The sequence below is a fragment of the Dictyobacter sp. Z7_2 genome, from assembly GCF_057551105.1.
On record NZ_BAAJPE010000002.1, the window covers coordinates 4,515,047 to 4,535,592 of the forward strand.

A 20,546-nucleotide genomic window follows, 5' to 3' on the forward strand; every position below is an offset into this window, starting at 1 on the left:
TGTGAGAAGAGTAAAGTAGTTATCTTACTGGCTAAATCTAACACATCTCGTCGTAGAATACGAAGCTCTGAGGAGAACTCTTATGCGTCTCTTGCTCGTGGAAGATCATCCTGGATTGGGTCCTGACCTTAAAAGGGGGTTGGAGGATTGTCTCTATGCGGTAGATCTGGTCACCAATGGGACGGATGCTCTGGCTGTAGGAACACTCATACCGTATGACTTGATCATTTTAGATATCCTGTTGCCGGGGATGAACGGTTGGGAGGTGTGTCGTCAATTGCGTGAGCAAAAATCTCAGGTTCCGATCCTCTTCCTGACGGCGCTCGATGATGTCAATGACCGCGTGCGTGGCCTGGATCTGGGTGGTGATGATTATCTAATCAAGCCGTTCGCGTTTCGTGAATTGGAGGCACGTATTCGTGCACTACTGCGCCGCGAACATGCTAGCAAATCGCCGCTGTTACAATTTCTCGACCTCACCCTTGATCCGAGTACCTATGAGGCGCGACGCGGCGAGCGTCTGATACCGCTCTCACACAAGGAATACGCCCTGCTCGAATTTTTGCTACGCCATCCACGCCAGATTATGAGTCGCATGATGATCACTGAACACGTCTGGAACGAGGATGCCGATCATCTTTCCAATGTGATCGATGTCTATATTCGTCATCTGCGTCAAAAACTCTGTGCTGGTGGTGAACCAAACATCATCCAGACCATTCGTCACGCAGGCTATCAACTCAAGGAACCGGCCAGCTCATGAAAACCTTTTGGCGTGCCATCTGGCCGCTCAACATTCGCCTGCAACTCATGGCCTGGTACACTGGAGTCTTTGCCGTCCTGCTGCTTTTCACGGGACTCTTCTTTTATCAGCACCTTGAAACGTCGCTGGAAACCAGCCTGGACAGCTCCTTGCAAATTCGCGGGCAGCAGATCGCCAGCGAGATTGTGACTTCCAATGGAGAGCTTACCTTTAATGATCTGACCTTAAACCCTTCGGGACAGATCATTAAAGGGCAAGCCTCACCGCAGGGGAATGTGGATTATGGAGAAATGGTGCGTCTCCTCGATGATCGTGGGAAGATCTTACGACAAACTCAGGCCTTCAGTCTGCTGAATGTCCCCAATAGTAGCATCGTACAATCGCTTCAGGGGAATCCCTGGCAGGGCACGGTGAGAGTCAAGGATGTAGAAATTCGCGTCTACAGCCGTGCGCTACTCCAGGGTGGGCATGTGATCGCAGTGATCCAGGTGGCACAATCGCTGGCCCCATTGCATCAACTCCTGCACGAACTGGTTGGAGAACTGCTGCTACTTGGAGCACTGGCCTTGCTCGTCTGTGCCCTGGGAAGTTACTGGCTGGCCGCACGAGCGTTTGCACCCATTCGACATCTGGCCCAGGTTGCCAGGCACATCAAGGCGGATGACCTTCAGCAGCGCGTCCTCATCCCAGCGGCTCGTGACGAGATCCAGTATCTCGCCCTGACCCTGAATGAAATGCTTGACTCGCTGGAACAAGCCTTTCTCCGACAGCGTCGCTTCGTTGCCGACGCCTCTCATGAGTTACGGACACCTATCGCTGTGCTACGCAATAAAGCGGATATTACTCTGCTCAAGATGCGTGACCCACAGGAGTACGCGCAGGTTCTGCAAGAGGTCAGTGAGGAGTCTGAGCGGCTCGGCCATCTGATCGGAGACCTGCTGGCGCTGGCTCGCGGCGATGAGGGACGGACACAATTCACCTGGGAAACAGTCTCGCTCAACCAGCTCGTCGAAATGGTGATCGCTTATGCTCAGCCGCTGGCCGACGAGCGAGGTATCAGCTTATCCGTGCAGGACGTTGATATGGCGATTATTTGTGGAGATGAGACACGCTTGATCCAGATCTTAATGAATCTGGTAGAAAATGCGATCTTCTATACCAATGAAGGCGGAGCAGTCGACATCTCAATTCAGAAGCAGCAGGAGACGGCCAGTATTATCGTTCGGGATAGTGGTGTTGGGATCGCCCCAGAGCATCTCCCGCATATTTTCGAGCGCTTTTATCGCGGAGATCAAGCGCGCCAGAAAAATACTCAGGGGAGTAGTGGACTGGGGCTGGCGATCGTCGATTGGATTGTCCAGGCGCATGGAGGTTCAGTCTCCGTTGAAAGCGAGCTCGGTCGCGGATCGACCTTCACGATCACGCTTCCAATCGGCAACATTGTTCAGGTAAACAAGTGATCAGGTAGCTGCTGGCACTTCCTTGCGGAATGGTCTCCTGACGAGGAGCACTGCGGCTAGCAGGGCTATGATGAGCGTTACGACGAGGAGACCTCCCCATCCGAGCGCCACAAGCTGTAACAGAGTATCTTCGCGTTGCTCCACTTCACGCAGCGAACGGCCTGCGACCACAAATCCTGAACTTGCTCCACTAAATTTAGTCACGACAATGGCATGGCGTACACCATCCTGAGGCTGCCAGGTGATTTTGTCTTCGCCGTCTTGCCTGACGGAGTCAAAGACTCCTGCCGGGATTGCTGGCGTCTGACCATTGAGCTGTGCCGATGATGCTACTGGCTTGCCGTTAGCATCGAAGACGATAATATAAGGTGCCAGACTCTGCTTGATGTCGACCTTTTGCGTTGGTACAACACTTTCTATCGATTGTCCGTTTGTTAAGGCTGTAGCAGCGTCTTCAGCCATCTGCGTCTGTGGATCATTGGCGTTGAGCCGCAGATCCTGTTGCATTACAATGTAGATCAGGCCAGATGCCCCCGATAAGATGATGGCTGCGCACAGCCAATAGAGCAAAGCTTTTTTCATTGATATTTCCCTCTTGCGTATATCTTCTTGAGGGAAGAATAGCGGAAGTATCAACTATTTACTATGTTTCGGGTGCCGTTTGAAGATCATCTGAGTGCGCGATTATTGGACGCGTGCGTACGATGCTATTGAGGTAGGCGAGGATTAGTATGATGAGCAGGACGTTTCGTATGGCGGCGACTTCGAAGAAGCCGGTGGGGATCTTGATATGATTGGGGTCGAGGATCTGTGAGTAGAAGACGACATAGATAAAGGTGGTCAGGAATGCAATGATACTCCATACAATGGTCCAGGCTTTTGTGAACGCATCCGCATAGGCCAGTAGCGGGATGAGCCAGATGAGGTATTGTGGGCTAAAGACTTTTCCGGTTGCGATAAAGACCAGCATCAGAGCGATCACTGTCTGAACAAGATTGAGCTTATTTTGCCACTGGAGCCAGAAGACGAATAGCACTCCCAGGATAAACAATCCGCTAAACAGCGGCGAAATGAGGCTGTTCAGATAGGCATAGGCATTGATGGAGCCATAGGTATACTGAATGGTCCATGGCATGCCGCCGAGATGGGCGAGCCAGAGCAGAGTGGCTCCGCTCGATTCGATCTGGATCGGCCGACTGAGAAAATAGCTGATCTGACTGACCACTGCGTATTGAAAGTTGATGAGTGCGAAGAGTCCCGTAACGATGATGATGACGGCGCAGCAGATCAAGCTGTTCCGCCATTGCCAGCGCAGACACGTACGGAGTGTACGCCAAAGCTGCGCTGGCAGTTGTCGTAGCGCCGACGTCGTGGGGACATCCATCAGTTGTTTGCTGCGCTGCTCGGCGATGAAGAGGGCGGGGAGCAGCAGGATGGGATAGATTTTGAGCAGGACTCCTCCGGCGAGGGCGAGATAGGCCAGTATCCAGCGCTGCTGGCGAGCGGCGATGACGCTCAGCAATGTGAGCACGGATGGAAGCAGGTCGTAGCGCATCGGCACAAGGGCGCAGGCTCCGATCACGATATACAGCAGGAACGCCACTGCACCGCCGGGTTGCCCATAGCGCCGTATGATCAGGTAGGTGAATAGGGTCAGCGCGGACATGATGCAGACGAAGCCAACTTGATAGTAAGCCAGCGGAAGCACTAATGGGAGTGAGAAGAGGAGCAGGGTGAGCGGGGGATATTCTTTGGGAAGCATCTGAAAGGCTGGCTGCGCTGTGCTGATGTCAAGAAAGCTGCAATGATTGGCTGGCAGCAGATGGGTCGCCTGACTCCCGAGCCAGAAAGTGAGGGCATAGCATTGATAACGTGCCGGATCAGTTGTGGGCCAGAAACTTTGTGCCGCCCCGCCGGCCAGGATCAGCAGTGTGATGATGAGAGCGGGCAGTAACGCCATGAACGTATTTCGTTGTTGCCAGCGCTGCTGCGTCCGTGCAAAAAAAGACTTTTCGGGCTGATCCTTCTTATATTCATCTTCCTGTGCATCATCCTTGCTTGATATCTGCTCCAAAGATGTATCCATCCTCTCTTTTACTTATTTGACAGCGTCCCGAGGCCAGTGCTACAATCCCGAACAGCATAGCATATGCGTCCAACATTTATCAACGAAGCCATTGCGGCTTTTTGGTGCCTGATAGGCTGGAGATTACTTAAATGGATAGTAGAAATCGTCGCGAAACTCAAACGTTGAAGGTCGGTGATCTGGCTCCTGATTTTACGCTGAATACTGAAGAGCGCCAGCCGTGGCACCTCAGCGATCTGCGTGGCAAGAAGAACGTTGTACTGGCATTTGTGCCTTTTGCCTTTAGTGGCGTTTGTTCTGCACAGTTGCCGGCCTACGAAGCTGAGCTGGAGCGCTTCCGGGATTTCGATACGGAAGTGGTGAGCATCAGTATGGATAGCTTTCATGCTTTGAAGGCCTGGAAGAAGGCGATGCAGACAAGCTTTCCGTTGCTCTCGGATTTCTATCCCCAGGGGAGCGTGGTGGACCTCTATGGGGTACGTCATCCTGCTGGTATGGCTGAGCGTGCGCTGTTCGCGATCGACAAGGAGGGCGTGATCCGCTATATCGAGGTCCAGTCTTCTCCTGGCGAGATGCCCGATAATGAGGATCTCTTTGACGCGCTGCGCAAATTATAACGCCCACGATCAGAGATAGTATGCTCTTTTGTCCCCACGGGGAAGTCTGCATGCCAGGTTTTTTAATGGGTGATGGTCCAGATGGCGTGCGTATGCGCGGTCGCCGATGTATTTTTCTCGGGCTGTTCTTGCTCTGGATCAACTACAATCGGGATGACGATGCTAAAGACACTCCCCTGTCCCAGGAGCGTCTGCACTTCGATGTGTCCACCGTGGCGCTCGATGATCTTTCTGGCAATGTAGAGACCAAGTCCCAGGCCGATGCGCGTTCCTGATTGAATCTCAACCCCTGGGACGCGATAAAATTGTTCAAAGATATGTGGGAGATCTTCTTCGGGGATGCCGATCCCCTGATCTCGCACGGAGAGCGTGGCTTCGTAGCCGGATTGCTGGAGCGTGATGGTGATATCTGTCCCCTTCTTGGAAAATTTTCGTGCGTTCGACAGCAGGTTGATGATGACCTGCGAAAAGCGATCCTGATCGATGTCGACTTCGATTGGATCTCCCTTGAAATCGCACTGTAAGGAGAGCACGGAACGCGTGGTGTATTCGTTGAAGAGCTTGTCACAGACCTCTATCAGGTTGTGATGCTGGCGCTTCAAGACAAAGAGATTGGTCTCAATTAATGACGTGTCAAGGAGATCCTGGACCAGATATTCTGTGCGGGTGATTGAGCGCTCCATGTCAACGAGTCCCTGATGGACCGTATTGGTGGCATCTCCACGCTCAAGCTGATGGCGCATCATCTGAGTCATCCCTTTGAGGTTGGAGAGAGGGGATTTTAATTCCTGCGAGACGATATCGATGAATTTGTCTTTGGTGGCGTTGGCGGTGACCAACTCACCGGTGCGCTTCTCTACCAGACGCTCTAGCGACTTGGCATGTAGGGCCAGGGCTAATTGTTGCTCCGTTACCTTGCGGCGCAGTTGACGCGTCTGGATGGCACGGTTGAGTGCACTGATAAACGCATCGCGATCGATCGGTTTAAGGATATAATCATAGGCTCCGCCACGGATCGCCTGGATCGCTAATCCATGGTCGCCGTGACCGGTGATTAGCACCACCGGCGTATCGGGACGAACTTCCCGTATCTGTGCCAGGAGCTCAATACCATCCATACCAGGCATCTTCACATCGCTTACAATCGCATCATAATCGTTTTCTTTGATCAGCGTGAGCGCTTGCTGAGCCGAATCAGCCGTTTCCACCTGCACATCTTTCATACGCAGATCAACTACTTGAGGCAGAGCCTGTAACAGTGCGGCATCATCGTCAACAATCAGGATAGGTGCATTGTTGATTTCTTCATCCATAAGTCAACCCTTATTCTACTTGTTTTTATATTATACGTAAGACGAGCTTAATTTGTTTCGTAGAATATTCCTTCTTCAATATATATATATCAGATATAACATATACCATATTTTAATGGTTTTTGCCTCTTTGTCTGTTTTTTTGCTCTCTTGATGAATCTGCTCTGAAAATTGGCGCTATGAGCCTACGGGATGCGCAGTTGGCCGGTCGGGCTGCTGAGAGCTTTCTCCGATAATCCGATTTTGATTAGCCCTCGCTTTGATCGATGGGCTGCCAGCTGCTACTATCATAGCCAGGATACTCAATCGTCCAGCTCTGTCCCGGCTCCTCACGAGCCTCCCAACGCTTTAAGGCATCCAGAAGCACACTGCGCTGCACGTCGCGCTGTCCGGGACCACCCAGGCTATTGCCTAATTTAAAATGCAGTGGTGCCAGCTCGCGTGGTGGCCCCGACTGTTTGGATTGATCCGGTGCGACGGTGATTAGAACGGTGGGAATACCGACCATTTCGACTTCACGCGCAATCGCGCCCGCCACGCGGTGACAGAGAGGACATCCAGCCGTAACGATGACTCCATCAGCTCTGGAGCGCAGTATGATCTTCGCCATCTCCGGCGCCACGCGCTCATAGAGACCGCGGAAATTCTGTGTAAAGCCCATAAAGCCCAGATGTTTGTCGGAGACGCCTGCGATGATGCCTTCTGCGGCCAACTCGCGCAAGCGATCGAGTGGAAAAATGCAATTGATATCCTGATCGGCATCGTGATGATCATAATGATCGTGCGTGACCATCAACTGATTGCTCTCAAGATCTCCGGGCAACACGCGCCAGCTATTATCGCCCTCAATATTATATGGCTCCTGCTCACGCAAATGCACGCCAGCCGTGCTGATCAGCGCAAACACCGTCTCATTTACTGCGCGGCTGCGGGGAGTATATGGGATACAACGCTTCGACATAACCATCTTTTTTTGTCCTTTGCCACCATCAAAAGAATGAATAGATGCCAACATTGTAGCCCATAGCTCCACGTTTACCAAAACCCGGTGCCGGGATAGGTTTTTTTGCCTACTGCGTGCTGCGACGAAATGGTTGATCAATCTCGCATCTACGGTCGATAGTGGTAAATGAGCGCATTGAGAAGTGGAGGTGTGAAGGGGGTGCCCAGCCCGCTGGAGGCATCCCAGCCGTTGTGCGACGTGTAGCCCAGGATCGGGACCTGGTAGCCTGCCTCTTTATAGGTAAAGTTGTTGGTGCCGACGACGATGTCACGGAAGATGCGATGATAGAAAAGTCCATTTTTTCCGAGCGTATAGAGGGCAGGATTGAGGAAGCCGAGTCTTCTCTGGGCCATCTGATTGGCGAGGGCGGCGATGCCGGCCCATTGAGGGGCTCCTGCGCTGGTGCCTCCGATGGGAATGATGACTGGTTTGTTGGGATGGACGCTGATGACGACCGGGACGCCAAATTCTGGATCGGCGCTGTAGGAGATATCTGGCAGCCCCCGCTTGACGCCAATGGCTGCGATGCCGTTCTGATAGGTTGGTTTGGTGAAGATTCGACTGAAGCCGCCGCCGGTGGCTCCGGTCGTGTTGCTCCAGACGGTCTCGCTCGACACTCCGGTGGTGGGATTGACTCTGAGGCTGGTGCCGCCGACGCTTGTGACGAGTGGATCGCTGGCGGGATAGTTGACTCCCGGGCTGAGGGCGATGATTTTTTGTGGCTTCTTTTGTGTGTAGATTGGCTCAAGCGTACCTGTGTCGCCTGATGAGGCGAAGACTGAGATGTTTTTTGCTCGTGCCTGTGTGAAGAGTGCATGCACAGCGGTCAGGTACGCACTACTCTCGGCAGTCTCGGGAGCTCCGAAGCTTTGCGAGATGATGCCGCCTAGATTATGCTGAATCGCAAATTGAGTTGCATGATAGACATCAGCGTCCTCGGGCGTCCGTCCCAGGACGAGCGCGATGTCGGCGGCTGGCGCGATGGCATGTGCCCATTCGACATCCAGATTGGTCTCGTATGCATAGATGATCTGCGATGGATCGTTGCTATTGAAGGGAGCATATCCATCGGGAGCGTAGATCGTTAACTTTGGATCTGGTAAGCCGAACAGGGTATCAAACAGATGCAGATCGTGGCGGATGTTCGGACTTTGATAAAAATCAATGATGACGATGGTCTGTCCCGCGCCGGTGATGCCTGCTTTGGTCAGAGATTGTATCTGATATGCTTCTCGCATTTGCAGTGGCGAGTAACAGTGCGGAGCTCCTACGTTTGTCAGGCAGGCGGGCAGACCTGTTCCATAGGGGATGGCGTATTTGTTGAGCGGGATGGCGTGCACGAGCGGTTGCCGCTTGTGCATGGCGTGCTGGAGCAACTGGACCTGGCCGGGCGCGCCCGCTGTTCCTGTACGGCCGGCGTGTACTACCGGATTACCCTGTACAAGTTGTGACATCGTCATAAGTAAACTGGATAGAAGAAGGATGGTTGCTATCTGTAAAATGCGTTGGCGTCTATATCTCATCTGCTACTGCCCCCATGGTGAATAGACCAAACGTAGCGTCGTGCCCTCGGGCACGATGTCCCAGTTCCTCGCACGAGACAGCTCGATCTCGCCAGTCCACGCTGGCCTGCCTGATCGTACGTCAAGTGGGACATCGTGCCCGAGGGCACGACGCTACGTTTGGTGCTGACAGTGTTCTTGCTAAACGGTACTCTGTACCTGTGAGTAGAATCTTTTCGTCATTAAGCAGTATAAAATGGAAACGTGTATGTCAACATCGGCTAAATGGTTGATTGAAAGATGGAGTTTTTGTCTATTGCTCTGCCGAGGTTTGGATGCTAGCATCAGGTTTACGCTTTGTTCAGGGCTCCCTGAGGGAGGAGTCCAGCGTAGAAAGAAGGTAGGTTGCGCCGTGTACGCAGTTGAAGCAGGGAGGCCACGTCCATTGGGAGCTACTCCCGATGCCGCTGGCGTGAATTTTTCGATTTTTTCCGAGCATGCCACTAATATCGAGCTCTTGCTCTTTGCACACAGCAGCGATGTGGAGCCGTTCCAAATCATTTTATTGGATCAGCTTAAAAACCGCACCTTTCACTTCTGGCACGTCTATGTTCGGGGCCTGCGTCCTGGGATGCATTACGCCTACCGTGTCTTCGGCTCTGAGCAGACAGAGTTAACGGGCGATCGTTTCAACTTCAATAAAGTTGTGATTGATCCCTATGGTCGCGGCATCACCAGTGAGCTCTGGCAGCGCGAGGATGCCATTGGTCCGGCCGATAACGTTGCGACTGCGTTACGTAGTACGATTATCGACATCTCTCAATACGATTGGGAGGGGGATCAATGCCTGAACCGGCCGATGAGCGAAGCTATTATCTACGAGCTGCACGTTGGCGGCTTTACGCGTTTGTTGACCGATCAATGCGTGCGACCAGGCACTTTTTGTGCTTTAATCGAGCGCATCCCCTATTTGAAAGAGCTGGGCATTAACGCCATCGAGCTCATGCCCGTCTTCGCCTTTGATCCAACCAGCGTCACGCGACACAATCCGCTCACCGGCGAGCGGCTCACCAATTACTGGGGCTATGATCCTATCTGTCACTTTGCGCCGCATCCCGGTTACTGCATCGACAGCGAAGGCGGTAACCATATCAATGAATTTAGAGATATGGTTAAAGCGTTTCATCGAGCGGGCATTGAGGTGCTGCTGGATGTCGTCTTTAATCACACGGGCGAGGGAGGCAATGACGAGCCGACGATCAGTTTTAAAGGTATCGATAATCGCATCTATTATTTCCTGGACGAACAGGATAAGCGCATTTATCTGAACTATTCTGGCTGTGGCAATACCTTTAACTGCAACCATCCGATTGCCTCCAAGCTGATCGTTGAATGTCTGAACTTCTGGGTGCAGGAGATGCATATCGATGGCTTTCGCTTCGACGAGGGATCTATCCTGACGCGTGGCATCGATGGCAAGCCAATGGAGTATGCCGCGATCCTCTGGGCCATCGAGCTCTCAGACATCCTGGCGGACACCAAAATCATCGCCGAGCCCTGGGACGCAGCTGGTCTTTATCAAGTAGGAAACTTTCCTGGCTATCGCTGGGCTGTCTGGAACGGACAGTATCGGGATACCATTCGTAGCTTTGTCAAAGGCGATCCAGGCATGATTGGCTCGGTTGCCTCGCGGATCGCGGGCAGCCAGGATATCTTCTCGGAGCCTGGCCAGCGTCCCATCAATGGTATCAACTTTGTCACCTGCCATGATGGCTTTACCTTACGCGATCTCGTCTCCTATAACGACAAACACAATGAGAGCAATGGCGAGGATAATCGTGACGGCTCAACGTATAACGCTAGCTGGAATCATGGCGTCGAAGGAGAGACCGATGATGCCTCCATCAACGCTCTGCGCCAGCAGCAAGTCAAAAACTTCTACACGATCCTGCTGCTCTCGCAAGGCGTGCCGATGCTGCTGGCAGGCGACGAAGTCTATCGTACACAGTACGGCAACAATAATACCTATTGTCAGGATAATCCAACCTCCTGGTTCGATTGGCAGCAGCTCACTACACATGCCGACCTGTTCCGCTTTGTCAAGGACCTGATCGCCCTGCGCCATCGCTATCCCGCCCTGCGCCGTGAGAACTTTTTCAGTGGTCTCGTCGATCGGCACGGCACACGCGATATCGAATGGCACGGCAATCATCTGCTGTCGCCCGACTGGAACGATCCCAACGCTCGCCTGCTTGCATTTACCATCTCCGATAACGATACACGCTTCCATGTCATGCTCAACATGGACTTTGTCGACCAGTGCTTCGATCTCCCATCGGTAACGTCCAACTCCTGCTGGAAAAAAATCATCGACACTGCACAGCCATCTCCGCAGGATCTCGTCGCCATCGAGCAGGCCGCCACAATTGATAACCCTCAACAACTCGTTGCCAGGCACAGCATCGTCGTTCTTCTATCTGGAAGATAGCCAAACGTAGTACTTTGCCAAAGGTTATCACGTCTCTGTTGAAGAGGAGGTGTGTCTCCAAAACAGTTCCGTGAAGCCGTCGGGTGACAGGCCAGCCAACGTAGCGGCGCGGCTCCGCCGTGCTGTCTGTGACTCGTCTGATTCGGCCTGGGAGCGTCTCGCAATGTAACGCCATGGGCAACGTGGTCGTGCGTGCAGTGACAGCACGGCGGAGCCGCGCCGCTACTACTCGGTCAACGGTCATCGCGCCGATGTCGCATTGAAAACGCGATCCCAATGAGGTGAGAGGCTCGCCGACGTAGTACTCTGTCAAAGGTCATCGCACCGATCTCTCATCTGAGATATGCACCTCATGGGGTGAGACGCCCACCGACGTAGCGGCGCGGCTCCGCCGTGCTGTCTGTGACTCGTCCGACCATGCTCCTCATGAGGTTCCATTGCACAATCTTCCCACTGTGGAGCGTCTTGTTGGCGTTGCTTCCATCGGCACGTGGGACGGTGTCGTGCGGGAAGTGACAGCACGGCGGAGCCGCGCCGCTACGTCGGTGGGCGTCTCACCCCACGACTTCACGGATCTGTTTTGGGAACATATCTCCTCTGAGACAGAGGCGTGATGACCATTGACAGAGTAGTAGCGCCGTGGTCTTGTGCCCGGCGGCCAGTTCACGTGCGAAAATGCTGAATATCAGCCCCCATATGCACAATTGCATTTCTCTTCTTTCACTATTGAGTGACAAAATTGAACAGTACGTACGTCACGAGGCCGCCGGGCACAAGACCACGGCGCTACGTCGGCAAACGTGGATGCCTGGTTCAAGGGGTCATCCCTCTTGTCCGGGCAACGTCGGTGAGCGTTGACGCCTCGTGTAAGGAGTCATCCTGGTCTCTTAGACGACGTTGCTATGATCTTTGACAGAGCAGCAGCGTCGGACGCTTGTGCTGTGGGTGAAAGGGGATCTCGCCTGCACTGTTGTAGTTGGACGATACCTGTACGATAGCTTGGAGTTATTCTTTCCATTTTGCCTTTCGATTATAATTCATTCCGGACAAGGGTAGATTGTTAGTAATAAATTAGATAAGGAAAGCTTGCTCTATGGCGATTACAGAAAAGAATCCTACAACTGGCGTAATCCTTGATGTTTTTGGATCAACGTTGGAGTTTTTGGTTGCACCAGGCGATGAGCAGAGTGATTTTTGCGTGTTGAAAGGCGTACTTCCTCCAGGATCTGCTATACCGTTACACACTCATGCTGATACAGAGGATTTCGTGATCATCTCCGGCACGTTACAGTTTTTGAGAAAGGACGATACTGGCCATGATTGGCTTGAGTGCCACGTTGGTGATTATATCCATGTGCCCTCGAATGCCCTGCATGCCTTGCGTAACGTCTCGCATGAGCCGGCAGTGACACTTTTAAACACGACAAAAAAAATAGGATCTTTTTTTCAGGAGACTGGCAGGCCAGTGACTGGCGGTCCTCAGCCGGTGACTCCCGAAGATCTGATGAAATTTTTTACTATCAGTGACAAATATGGCTATTGGAATGCGAGTCCCGAAGAGAATGCGGCCGTTGGCCTCCAATTCTAATCTCATATCTTTGTGTTGCGCATCATGAAGAGTCGATTGGTGAGAATTTCTCCTGCTCTTTAGTGTGTGGGATGCAAAGAGACAGATTAGCAGGACATTTGTGGCACTCCGTGTTCACGACGGAGCCTGGTCCATATGGCCTGCGTGCGAGCGACTTCTAAGAGTGCCTCTCCTGACAGGAGGGTCTGGACGCTGGCATTGAGATGCTCCTGCGCTTCTTCCCAGCGTCCGAGACGCTCTAACGCCTGCCCCCAGACGCATTCGGCCAGTCCGGTGCTCAGGATGGCTCCCACCTCTTCTGTGGCAATGCGCACGGTTGTCATGGCACGCTCAAGTGCTTGTTCTATCTGACCTTGCGCGAGTAGTAGCTCGGCCGTTATCGCTTCTAAAATGTCTTGTCCCATAATGTCTTTGCCTAAAGTTTGACTCGCTCTCTGGGCGTGAGCGAGGCTTTGTTCGGCTTCTGCATATCTTCCCAGACGTACTTGTGCCCAGCCACGGAAACCGTATGCCCAGTAAATAAAGAGTTGTTCACCGCTCTGTTGCGCTTCGACGACAACATGATCGCTTTCTTCGAGCATGACTAAGAGATTGTGGCTATGGACGTAGATATTGCAAAGAAAATGGCGTGCCTTTAATCCAATGTGACGCTGTAGTTCTCCTGCTTGACGTGCACGTTCGACTGAGCGTTGTCCTTGAGCAACCCCCAACTCGGCGTGGCCGCGTGCCGCATAGGCCACGCCGAGATAGCCCAGGGCGTAGGTCCAATCCAGCCAATTCGCAGAGCGTTCCAGGATAGGAATGATCGGGAGAAGTAGTGGTTCGATGTGGCCATACTGTCCTTGTAGGATCAGTACACGGCTGAGTTGTAGAGAGGATAACGCTATGAGCTTTTCGTCTTCAAGGGCCTGCGCTTCTAACAGGACGCGTTCGGCGTATTTGCATGCCTGGCGCATAGCATGGCGCGTTCCGTAAACTACAGCAATCCAATAGTGGATATACGCGAGCTTTTTCTGATCGTGTTGGGTTTGAGCCAGATGCTCTGCCTCGCTGAGTCTGTGAAGTGTTTGCTCTATATCTACGTTCATCCAGGAAACCTGAACCAGCTTGAGAATGATCTCTATATGCTGATCCCAGGTTGTAGTGTCTTCTGGTAGACGCTTCAGCACATCCAGCGCCTGCTTATAGTACGTATATGCCTCTGCATTAGCAAACAAGCGCACTGCATCATCACCGGCTGCCAGACTAAGATGCATGGCTTGCTCGGACAGTCCAGCTTCCAGAGCGTGATGAACCAGTTCAGCTGCTGGCTGCCCACGTGCTGTGAGGATCTGGAGCGCTTGTTGATGGAGGTGACGGCGCTGAGCCTCGCTCATTTCGCTTGCAATCACCTCACAAACCTTATCATGCCCGAAGAAATAGTGTGGTATTTGATCCTTCTCAGTGTTGACTTCACGTAACAATCCTTGTTGTAGGACTCTCTCCAGTGCAGGCAGAGCAATGTGCGTCTCTACATCAAGGACACGGCAGAGAAGATCAAATGAAGTTGTGTATCCAAGGATGGCGCTGGCTGTGAGCAGGGCGCGTTCTGTGGATGTAAGTTGTTCCAGGCGTGCAAGAATCAGTCGTCGTACATTTGGTGCCAGCAGATGTTGCTGTTGTAATGTGCTCAGGGAAGTTAGATCCACCATCAATTCAGTGCCATGCGCCGTGTGATTTAATGTAATGACCCGATGTTCTTGGAGCATCTTTAATGTTTCGATCAAGTAGAATGGCTGTCCCTGTGTTTCATTAAAGAGCCATTGTCCAAGTGTCGCATAATGTTGTTGTTGAAGCTTGGACGAAGTCTGTTGCGTGCCAATAACTTCCAGTAGATGAAGCGTCGCTGCATAGCTCAATGGCTCAAGGATGAGATCTGTCACGGGTAAATTATGGTAAAACCCCTTGATCCATTGCTTGAATGTATCCGGTGTTGCCAGTGCCTCGGAACGTATCGAGAGTAGTAAAAGGAGAGGTGTGTCACTTTCGTTCCAACGCTGTAGTGCGTAGTGTAGCATTTCCTGGGATGCTGTATCGATCCATTGGACATCATCAACGAAGAGTATGACTGGAGCTCGTTCACCGAGTCCTTGTACCAGACGTGTCACGGCCTCAAATAAGCACATGCGCCCGGTTATTTCATCTCCTGTTACGTGTGGTAGTGAGGGATAGCGGCCATGGAGCTCTGGGAGTATACGCGAAAGTGCGCTCAGCCAGGTCGCGCTGAGCAAGCTTTCGAGATCCTGCTCCTTTTCAATACTTTGACTGAGCATATGCACCAATGGCTGATAAGGAAGGTAGCCTCCTATCGCGAATGCGCGTCCCTGGAGTAGCATGGCGCCTTGCGTGGTTGCCCAATGTATGAAAGTAGAGGCCAGACGTGTTTTACCGATACCCGCTTCTCCCTGGAGGAGCACTATTCGCGTTTGTCCTTGTTGAACTTCCTCAAAGAAGGCTTGGAGCATGTACATCTCGTCGTCGCGTCCGACAAGAGGAAGAGAGGAAAGTTGTGAAGAGCCGGATCTGGATGGAACTGTCGGCGCTTGATACGTATGGGGTTGGGGCGCTTCATGGGCTTGCCATTCTTTTAGCAATCCGAGATCGCTGGCTTGTTGTCCAAAGAGCTGACAGAGCCGTTCTACATAGAATGCGCTCGGAAAAGCTGTGCCACTCTCCCAACGCGTCACAATCACATCATTTGGAGCACCAATACGTTCCGCTACAGCTTTCTGTGTCCATCCTCTCTCCTGCCGAGCCCGGCGTAGAAGTAGATTGGGAGTCGCCTCTTTTGCCCTTTTTCCCATATAGCTCCTTCCTGATAAAAAATGCAAAACTTCCATGCCTTTTAGAGTATAGCATATGCCGTAGCCAGACGATATCTGCACGATAGCCTGGGGCCATTCTTTCCTAATTACCTTGCTTGTATGCTCTATTGTGATGTCGCGCCCCCAGCGCCAGACATTTTTTAAGAAAGATATGATGAAAGGTATTTTATTATGCTTGATGTGCTTATCGTTGGTGGAGGACCCGTGGGGACCTTTTTAGGCTGTGAGTTGGCTCTGGCCGGTGTCGAGGTCGCGGTATTGGAGCGACGTGAGCAACCAACTCCGTACTCGCGTGCCATGGGTATTCATGCCAGATCATTAGAAATACTCGATCTGCGTGGTATCGTAGAAAAATTTCTGGCGGCTGGTGCAACGCGATCTGCCTTTCACTTTGGTTTTCTCGAAACACAGCTAGATTTTAGTTCCCTGGATACAAGTCATCCTTACATGTTAGCTTTACCGCAGGCGCGGACAGAGGCTTTTTTGCGTGCGCGTCTGCAAGAACTGGGGACAACAGTTCGGTATGGATGCAATGTGCTGGCTCTTGAGCCGCATTCTGATTACGTAGATGTGACGGTTGAGCATGCGCAGGGGAGATCTACTTTACAGGCAAAGTTTGTGGTTGGTTGTGATGGAGCATCCAGTATTGTGCGCACGCAGGCGGGTATTGACTTCCCTGGCAACGAAAATACTATGATGTCGATTCTTGGCGAGGTACGCGTTTCTGAGCGACCATCATTTTTGAACTTGTTTAATGCTGATGGTTGTATTCTGGCCGTGCCTCTGGGACCAGACTTCTATCGCTTCGCTATTATTGATCCTCTGCTTTTCCATATGGATAGGTCCGAGCCTGTGACCATTGAAGTGCTGAGCACAAGTCTGAAGCGTATTGCAGGCACCGATTTTGGGATTCACGATCCGCAGTGGCTGACCAGCTTCGGGGATCGCAATTGTCAGGCCGAGCTCTATCACAAAGGACGCATATTTCTGGCTGGCGATGCCGCTCATATTCATGCTCCGGCAGGGGGACAGGGACTCAATGTCGGCTTGCAGGATGCTATGAATCTTGGCTGGAAGTTAGCCGCCTATCTGCAAGGCCGAGCCAGTTACGAGATTCTGGAGAGCTATCATACCGAGCGCCATCCGATTGGGGCAGCCCTGATGCAAAACACACAGGTGCAAGTTCAACTCATGACCTCATTTTCAGAGGGTGGTAGAGCGCTACGAGCCTGGACCTCTTCATTGTTGCAGCTAGCATCCGTCAATCGACCACTTGCCAATCAGGTCACTGCACTCAGTACTGCCTATGAGCCAGTGTTTGAAAACCTCTCTACGCATCCACTGACCGGCAAGCGCTTGCCCAATTTCTCCCTGAGAACGCACGGCGGCGGCGATGAGATGCTCTATCAATCCTTTCACGGAGGAAATTTCGTTCTGCTTGATCTGACAATGGCTGACGTACCACAATCTAGCCAGCAGACGCTTCACGAAAAGACGGATATCAAACTACTGCGAGCCAGTGAGCCAGTCTCATATGCTCCGCTAGAACAGGTCCAGATGGCGCTTATACGTCCCGATGGACATGTTGCCTGGGCAAGTGATGAGCAGGATGATGAGCAACGCCTCGTGCAGTTGGCAGAGGCGCTTGCCTTATGGACATAGTGAGGGTATTTAGCTTTTCAGTGCCCAGATCCAGACGCAGGCAGCGAAAGCGACGCTGCCTGCTATGACGAAGATGTGGAATATTTCGTGATAGCCAAAGATACGTGGCAGAGGATTGGGCCAGTGGCTGGCATAGATGACAGCTCCGATGGTGTAGAGGACGCCTCCAGCGATCATAGTCAGCACAAATGACCACGGCAGGACGGCCAGAAAGGCTGGCAGTGCCAGGATGGCGATCCACCCCATCAGGATGTACAGGAGGGCGTTGAACCATTTAGGGACGCGTACCGCAGAGGGGAAGATCGTAAAGACCATGCCAGCAAGCGCGAGTATCCAGATGACGCTCAGCAGGGTGATACGTATCCAGCCGGAGAGTATATTAAAGCAGAGCGGCGTATAGGTTCCGGCGATTAAGAGAAAGATGTTGGCATGGTCGAGGGCTCGCCAGACGAGTCTCTGGGCCGGTTTCCAGTAGACGATATGATAGATCGCACTTACCGTATACATCTCGATCATGCTCAGGCCAAAGATCAGCAACGTGATCAGGCGAGGGATATCTGTACGACTCAACCAGCAGAGCGTGATTGTTAATCCCAGAGAAGCCACTGCCGCCGCAGCATGAAACCATCCCCGCAGGAGTGGCTTGATCTTCTCTTGCGTCTCTTCATCAGTTTTCATCAGTTTCATTTCCAAGCAAGTTTCCAATCATTATCTATAAATTCAATTGCAGTATAGAGCAAAGCGACCAAAAAAGCATCATTGCCAGCTAACATCGCCAAATCTTTGTTCTTTTATCCAGGCTTATCGTCTCTCTTAAAGAGAGCTGTTTTGATCATGAGAAGATGCTGATGGTACGTGTCAGGATAACTGTTTTTCGTCCTTACTCTCGTTCAGGCTAATGATTTGTCCTGACGCCGCAGACGTTGAATGCCGGGAATATCCCTGCTCGCTATCCTTTTGCGGCTACCAAACTGTGTAACTATATAGAAACTATTAGAAACAATTGTAGTTTTTACTCAATAAAAAGTAAAAAATAACTCACCAAAAAGTAATAGTTAGATGCGATTGCTCGTTGGATTTGTGTTATTGATTAGATTGAATGTACAATGGAAATCTACCAGTTGGGTGGAGCGATATTCCCATGGATGAGAATATCTTTGTCGCTGGACTTTGTAAAGGGCCTGGCAGTGTTTTTTCTTATGCGTTGATAAGTGTGCCTGAAAGGGGGTGTGGGCGATGCTTTTATTTTTCTATGATGTCCGAAATGCTTGTCCATCAGGTATACGAGGAAAGCAGGTTTAGAATGTCTTTCTCTCCCAGATCGAACGAGGTGCCACCACCGCCACTAGAAAAAATCGGTGACCTGATCTATTCACCAGGAACCGATCTGCCTTTTGGAAAGCGTGTACGTATCGGCCTACAAGAACAGACTATCTATGAGAGCGCTGTAGAGCACGGTTACCGCGTCGGCATCCGTGCCCACATGGCATTTATTCAAGACAACAAATGTGGGAACCCGGTGCCATTGGATGACAAACAGTTTACTATGATTATTGAGCATCTCTTGCCTGATGACTTCAATGCCTTTGAGCAGGGATTATGGCGCTCGCATTTTATTGCCGGATGGATGAGTGTGTATTTGGGACTGGTCGCGAACGAAGATGATGTGGATATAAAACAAGAAGAAGACTAGCATTTTTATGCAGGATACCTCTCTATCTTTTGTAGAGAGGTATCCTGTTTTTTGTTGTTGAATGCTGAGAAAATATCACGTTTTTTTTGATAAAAAATGTATTTATGATTGTGCACTCTCCTCTGTATCGCTGCGAGGCTAGCGGATTTCTTTTGTGAGGTATATGTCCAGGGGCATGATGGGATAGGTGCTGGTATGTATGGATAGATGGGACAATTGACACTCTTTCCTGACTGTCTCTTCGCGTATAGTATGCATATGTACTGATTTGATTGTATCTATGCATAAGATTGATTGAGAGAAGAGGATGCAAATAGATCGTCCCTCAGTTGTCCGCAGGCAACGCGTTGCGCGAACGATGATACGCTTGTTTTTTGTGCTTCTCTGTGGAGCTGGTTTTTTCTTTTCCGTTTTGCCAGGAGGCCGCTCGGCCTTGCGCTCGGCCTTTATTTTGCCAGCGCTGATAACGGCGTCGCAGCCGCAGGTCCTGCTGAGCACTGGTGATCCCATCAAGCACACGCAGATGCAGCTCTCCGTCCCCGATGGCCTGGCCTATCTGGATATCTACGCGCCGTCCAGCCCTGATCCTCTCCTGGCGCAGGCGCGTGGAGGCGTTTTGATGGTGCCTGGCGTTGGAGATAATCGTCAGGTGCCGCAACTGATCAATCTTGCGGAGTCGCTGGCGCGTACGGGACTTGTGGTCATGGATATCACAGCTCCGGCCCTGATGGCTTATCAGATCTCGGCTGAGGATACCGAGGCGGTGGTTCAGGCCTTTCTGATGCTCCAGAGCCTTCCTGGCATGACTGGACGCCATAGCGGTATGATCGCTTTTAGCGGTGGCGTGCCCTTGATCTGCTTCGCAGCCGCCGATCCGCGTATCCGCTCCCAGGTGGCGTATGTGACCTCCTTTGGAGGCTACTTCGATACCCGCTCGCTTCTGCGTACTTTTGCCACGCGTAGCATGATTATCGATGGCAAAAAGGAGGCCTGGCATCCCATCGACATACCGATGCAAGTGTTGTCCAATACGACGACGCCAAACCTTCCCTCCAACGAGCGGAGCGCCATCGTCGCCGCGTTCTTGACCGGCGCACCCCCTCTGGATGCGTCTACGCTGGCCGGATTCTCGCCAGGAGCGCAAGCGATCTATCATCTGCTCAAAGGAGACCAGCCTGAGCGCGTCGATGCCAATATGGCGGCGCTTCCGTCCGATGTCACAGCGCGCCTGGATCAACTCTCGCCACGGCGCGTGCTCACTCAGATCCAGGCCCCCATCTTTTTGCTGCACGATCGCAATGATGATTCGCTGCCGGTCACTGGTTCACGTGAATTTGATACTGCTCTGACGCAACTGCATCATCAGCACGAATATGTCGAGTTCCACATCTTTGATCACGTTGAGATGCGCTCCGGACTCCCAATCGCTCAGCTGGCCGGTGATGGCTCACGGCTTTTCTTGCTCCTCTCTCATTTGATGTATGCCGACTAAATATCTACTAGCTAT

At 51.9% G+C, this 20,546-nt stretch carries 17 protein-coding genes; 10 read left to right on the forward strand and 7 right to left on the reverse strand.

The features are described from left to right. The first annotated feature begins 82 nt into the window (after positions 1-82). Both AC27N8_RS32310 and AC27N8_RS32315 read left to right on the forward strand, forming a co-directional pair. A complete protein-coding gene (locus AC27N8_RS32310) occupies positions 83-763 on the forward strand; it encodes a response regulator transcription factor (protein ID WP_487073288.1) in 681 nt (226 codons plus the stop codon). Beyond that, positions 760-2,223: a sensor histidine kinase gene (locus AC27N8_RS32315; protein ID WP_487073290.1), complete on the forward strand. Its 1,464-nt coding sequence runs from the start codon at positions 760-762 to the stop codon at positions 2,221-2,223. The genes AC27N8_RS32310 and AC27N8_RS32315 overlap by 4 nt, the downstream gene beginning before the upstream one ends. On the opposite strand, the gene AC27N8_RS32320 is transcribed toward AC27N8_RS32315, so the two are convergent. Continuing rightward, positions 2,224-2,805 (reverse strand): hypothetical protein, encoded by a 582-nt coding sequence (locus AC27N8_RS32320; RefSeq protein WP_487073292.1) that lies wholly within the window; start codon positions 2,803-2,805, stop codon positions 2,224-2,226. Between the two features lie 61 nt (positions 2,806-2,866). Beyond that, positions 2,867-4,309: a hypothetical protein gene (locus AC27N8_RS32325; protein ID WP_487073294.1), complete on the reverse strand. Its 1,443-nt coding sequence runs from the start codon at positions 4,307-4,309 to the stop codon at positions 2,867-2,869. Positions 4,310-4,440: 131 nt separating this feature from the next. Here AC27N8_RS32325 and AC27N8_RS32330 point away from each other — a divergent pair, with 131 nt between their 5' ends. Next, positions 4,441-4,926 (forward strand): redoxin domain-containing protein, encoded by a 486-nt coding sequence (locus tag AC27N8_RS32330; protein ID WP_487073296.1) that lies wholly within the window; start codon positions 4,441-4,443, stop codon positions 4,924-4,926. Positions 4,927-4,988: 62 nt separating this feature from the next. Here the strand turns inward: AC27N8_RS32330 and AC27N8_RS32335 are convergent, their stop codons facing one another. The 3 genes from AC27N8_RS32335 to AC27N8_RS32345 all read right to left on the reverse strand — a co-directional run bounded on the left by AC27N8_RS32335 (position 4,989) and on the right by AC27N8_RS32345 (position 8,765). Next, complete coding sequence (locus AC27N8_RS32335) at positions 4,989-6,239, reverse strand: hybrid sensor histidine kinase/response regulator (RefSeq protein WP_487073298.1); 1,251 nt, start codon at positions 6,237-6,239, stop codon at positions 4,989-4,991. A 247-nt stretch (positions 6,240-6,486) separates the two neighbouring features. Next, positions 6,487-7,206: a glycine/sarcosine/betaine reductase selenoprotein B family protein gene (locus AC27N8_RS32340; protein ID WP_487073300.1), complete on the reverse strand. Its 720-nt coding sequence runs from the start codon at positions 7,204-7,206 to the stop codon at positions 6,487-6,489. A 143-nt stretch (positions 7,207-7,349) separates the two neighbouring features. Next, positions 7,350-8,765, reverse strand: coding sequence for a S53 family peptidase (locus AC27N8_RS32345; RefSeq protein ID WP_487073302.1), 1,416 nt, complete (start codon positions 8,763-8,765; stop codon positions 7,350-7,352). Between the two features lie 391 nt (positions 8,766-9,156). Between AC27N8_RS32345 and glgX the strand changes: the two genes are divergently transcribed. From glgX to AC27N8_RS32365, 4 genes are all read left to right on the forward strand, one after another. After that, complete coding sequence (glgX, locus tag AC27N8_RS32350; RefSeq protein WP_487073304.1) at positions 9,157-11,232, forward strand: glycogen debranching protein GlgX; 2,076 nt, start codon at positions 9,157-9,159, stop codon at positions 11,230-11,232. Between the two features lie 119 nt (positions 11,233-11,351). Beyond that, positions 11,352-11,495 carry a hypothetical protein gene (locus tag AC27N8_RS32355; RefSeq protein WP_487073306.1) on the forward strand — a complete coding sequence of 48 codons (144 nt, stop codon included), beginning with the start codon at positions 11,352-11,354 and terminating at the stop codon, positions 11,493-11,495. Positions 11,496-11,669: 174 nt separating this feature from the next. After that, positions 11,670-11,846, forward strand: coding sequence for a hypothetical protein (locus AC27N8_RS32360; RefSeq protein WP_487064165.1), 177 nt, complete (start codon positions 11,670-11,672; stop codon positions 11,844-11,846). A 479-nt stretch (positions 11,847-12,325) separates the two neighbouring features. Then, positions 12,326-12,820, forward strand: coding sequence for a cupin domain-containing protein (locus tag AC27N8_RS32365; protein WP_487073308.1), 495 nt, complete (start codon positions 12,326-12,328; stop codon positions 12,818-12,820). Between the two features lie 86 nt (positions 12,821-12,906). On the opposite strand, the gene AC27N8_RS32370 is transcribed toward AC27N8_RS32365, so the two are convergent. Further along, on the reverse strand, positions 12,907-15,663 hold the full coding sequence (locus AC27N8_RS32370) for an AAA family ATPase (RefSeq protein ID WP_487073310.1): 2,757 nt from the start codon (positions 15,661-15,663) through the stop codon (positions 12,907-12,909). A 192-nt stretch (positions 15,664-15,855) separates the two neighbouring features. Here AC27N8_RS32370 and AC27N8_RS32375 point away from each other — a divergent pair, with 192 nt between their 5' ends. Beyond that, positions 15,856-17,346 carry an FAD-dependent monooxygenase gene (locus AC27N8_RS32375; protein ID WP_487073312.1) on the forward strand — a complete coding sequence of 497 codons (1,491 nt, stop codon included), beginning with the start codon at positions 15,856-15,858 and terminating at the stop codon, positions 17,344-17,346. Positions 17,347-17,355: 9 nt separating this feature from the next. Here AC27N8_RS32375 and trhA read toward each other — a convergent pair whose 3' ends face one another. After that, positions 17,356-18,024 carry a PAQR family membrane homeostasis protein TrhA gene (gene trhA / locus AC27N8_RS32380; RefSeq protein ID WP_487073314.1) on the reverse strand — a complete coding sequence of 223 codons (669 nt, stop codon included), beginning with the start codon at positions 18,022-18,024 and terminating at the stop codon, positions 17,356-17,358. A 463-nt stretch (positions 18,025-18,487) separates the two neighbouring features. On the opposite strand from trhA, the gene AC27N8_RS32385 reads away from it, so the two are divergent. Together AC27N8_RS32385 and AC27N8_RS32390 are read left to right on the forward strand one after the other, a co-directional pair. Beyond that, a complete protein-coding gene (locus AC27N8_RS32385; protein WP_487073316.1) occupies positions 18,488-19,039 on the forward strand; it encodes a hypothetical protein in 552 nt (183 codons plus the stop codon). Positions 19,040-19,346: 307 nt separating this feature from the next. Beyond that, the gene (locus AC27N8_RS32390; protein WP_487073318.1) at positions 19,347-20,531 is read left to right on the forward strand and encodes an alpha/beta hydrolase family protein; all 1,185 of its coding nucleotides are present in this window, start codon (positions 19,347-19,349) and stop codon (positions 20,529-20,531) included. Positions 20,532-20,546 lie beyond the last annotated feature (15 nt).

What these genes read in the sequence shown, in the direction of transcription:
- AC27N8_RS32340 (WP_487073300.1), bottom strand. Translation starts at nt 7,206, where the DNA reads ATGGTTATGTCGAAGCGTTGTATCCCATATACTCCCCGCAGCCGCGCA.
- trhA (WP_487073314.1), bottom strand. Translation starts at nt 18,024, where the DNA reads ATGAAAACTGATGAAGAGACGCAAGAGAAGATCAAGCCACTCCTGCGG.
- AC27N8_RS32325 (WP_487073294.1), bottom strand. Translation starts at nt 4,309, where the DNA reads ATGGATACATCTTTGGAGCAGATATCAAGCAAGGATGATGCACAGGAA.
- AC27N8_RS32385 (WP_487073316.1), top strand. Translation starts at nt 18,488, where the DNA reads ATGGATGAGAATATCTTTGTCGCTGGACTTTGTAAAGGGCCTGGCAGT.
- AC27N8_RS32390 (WP_487073318.1), top strand. Translation starts at nt 19,347, where the DNA reads ATGCAAATAGATCGTCCCTCAGTTGTCCGCAGGCAACGCGTTGCGCGA.
- AC27N8_RS32345 (WP_487073302.1), bottom strand. Translation starts at nt 8,765, where the DNA reads ATGAGATATAGACGCCAACGCATTTTACAGATAGCAACCATCCTTCTT.
- AC27N8_RS32370 (WP_487073310.1), bottom strand. Translation starts at nt 15,663, where the DNA reads ATGGGAAAAAGGGCAAAAGAGGCGACTCCCAATCTACTTCTACGCCGG.
- AC27N8_RS32310 (WP_487073288.1), top strand. Translation starts at nt 83, where the DNA reads ATGCGTCTCTTGCTCGTGGAAGATCATCCTGGATTGGGTCCTGACCTT.
- AC27N8_RS32365 (WP_487073308.1), top strand. Translation starts at nt 12,326, where the DNA reads ATGGCGATTACAGAAAAGAATCCTACAACTGGCGTAATCCTTGATGTT.
- AC27N8_RS32335 (WP_487073298.1), bottom strand. Translation starts at nt 6,239, where the DNA reads ATGGATGAAGAAATCAACAATGCACCTATCCTGATTGTTGACGATGAT.
- AC27N8_RS32315 (WP_487073290.1), top strand. Translation starts at nt 760, where the DNA reads ATGAAAACCTTTTGGCGTGCCATCTGGCCGCTCAACATTCGCCTGCAA.
- AC27N8_RS32320 (WP_487073292.1), bottom strand. Translation starts at nt 2,805, where the DNA reads ATGAAAAAAGCTTTGCTCTATTGGCTGTGCGCAGCCATCATCTTATCG.
- AC27N8_RS32375 (WP_487073312.1), top strand. Translation starts at nt 15,856, where the DNA reads ATGCTTGATGTGCTTATCGTTGGTGGAGGACCCGTGGGGACCTTTTTA.
- AC27N8_RS32330 (WP_487073296.1), top strand. Translation starts at nt 4,441, where the DNA reads ATGGATAGTAGAAATCGTCGCGAAACTCAAACGTTGAAGGTCGGTGAT.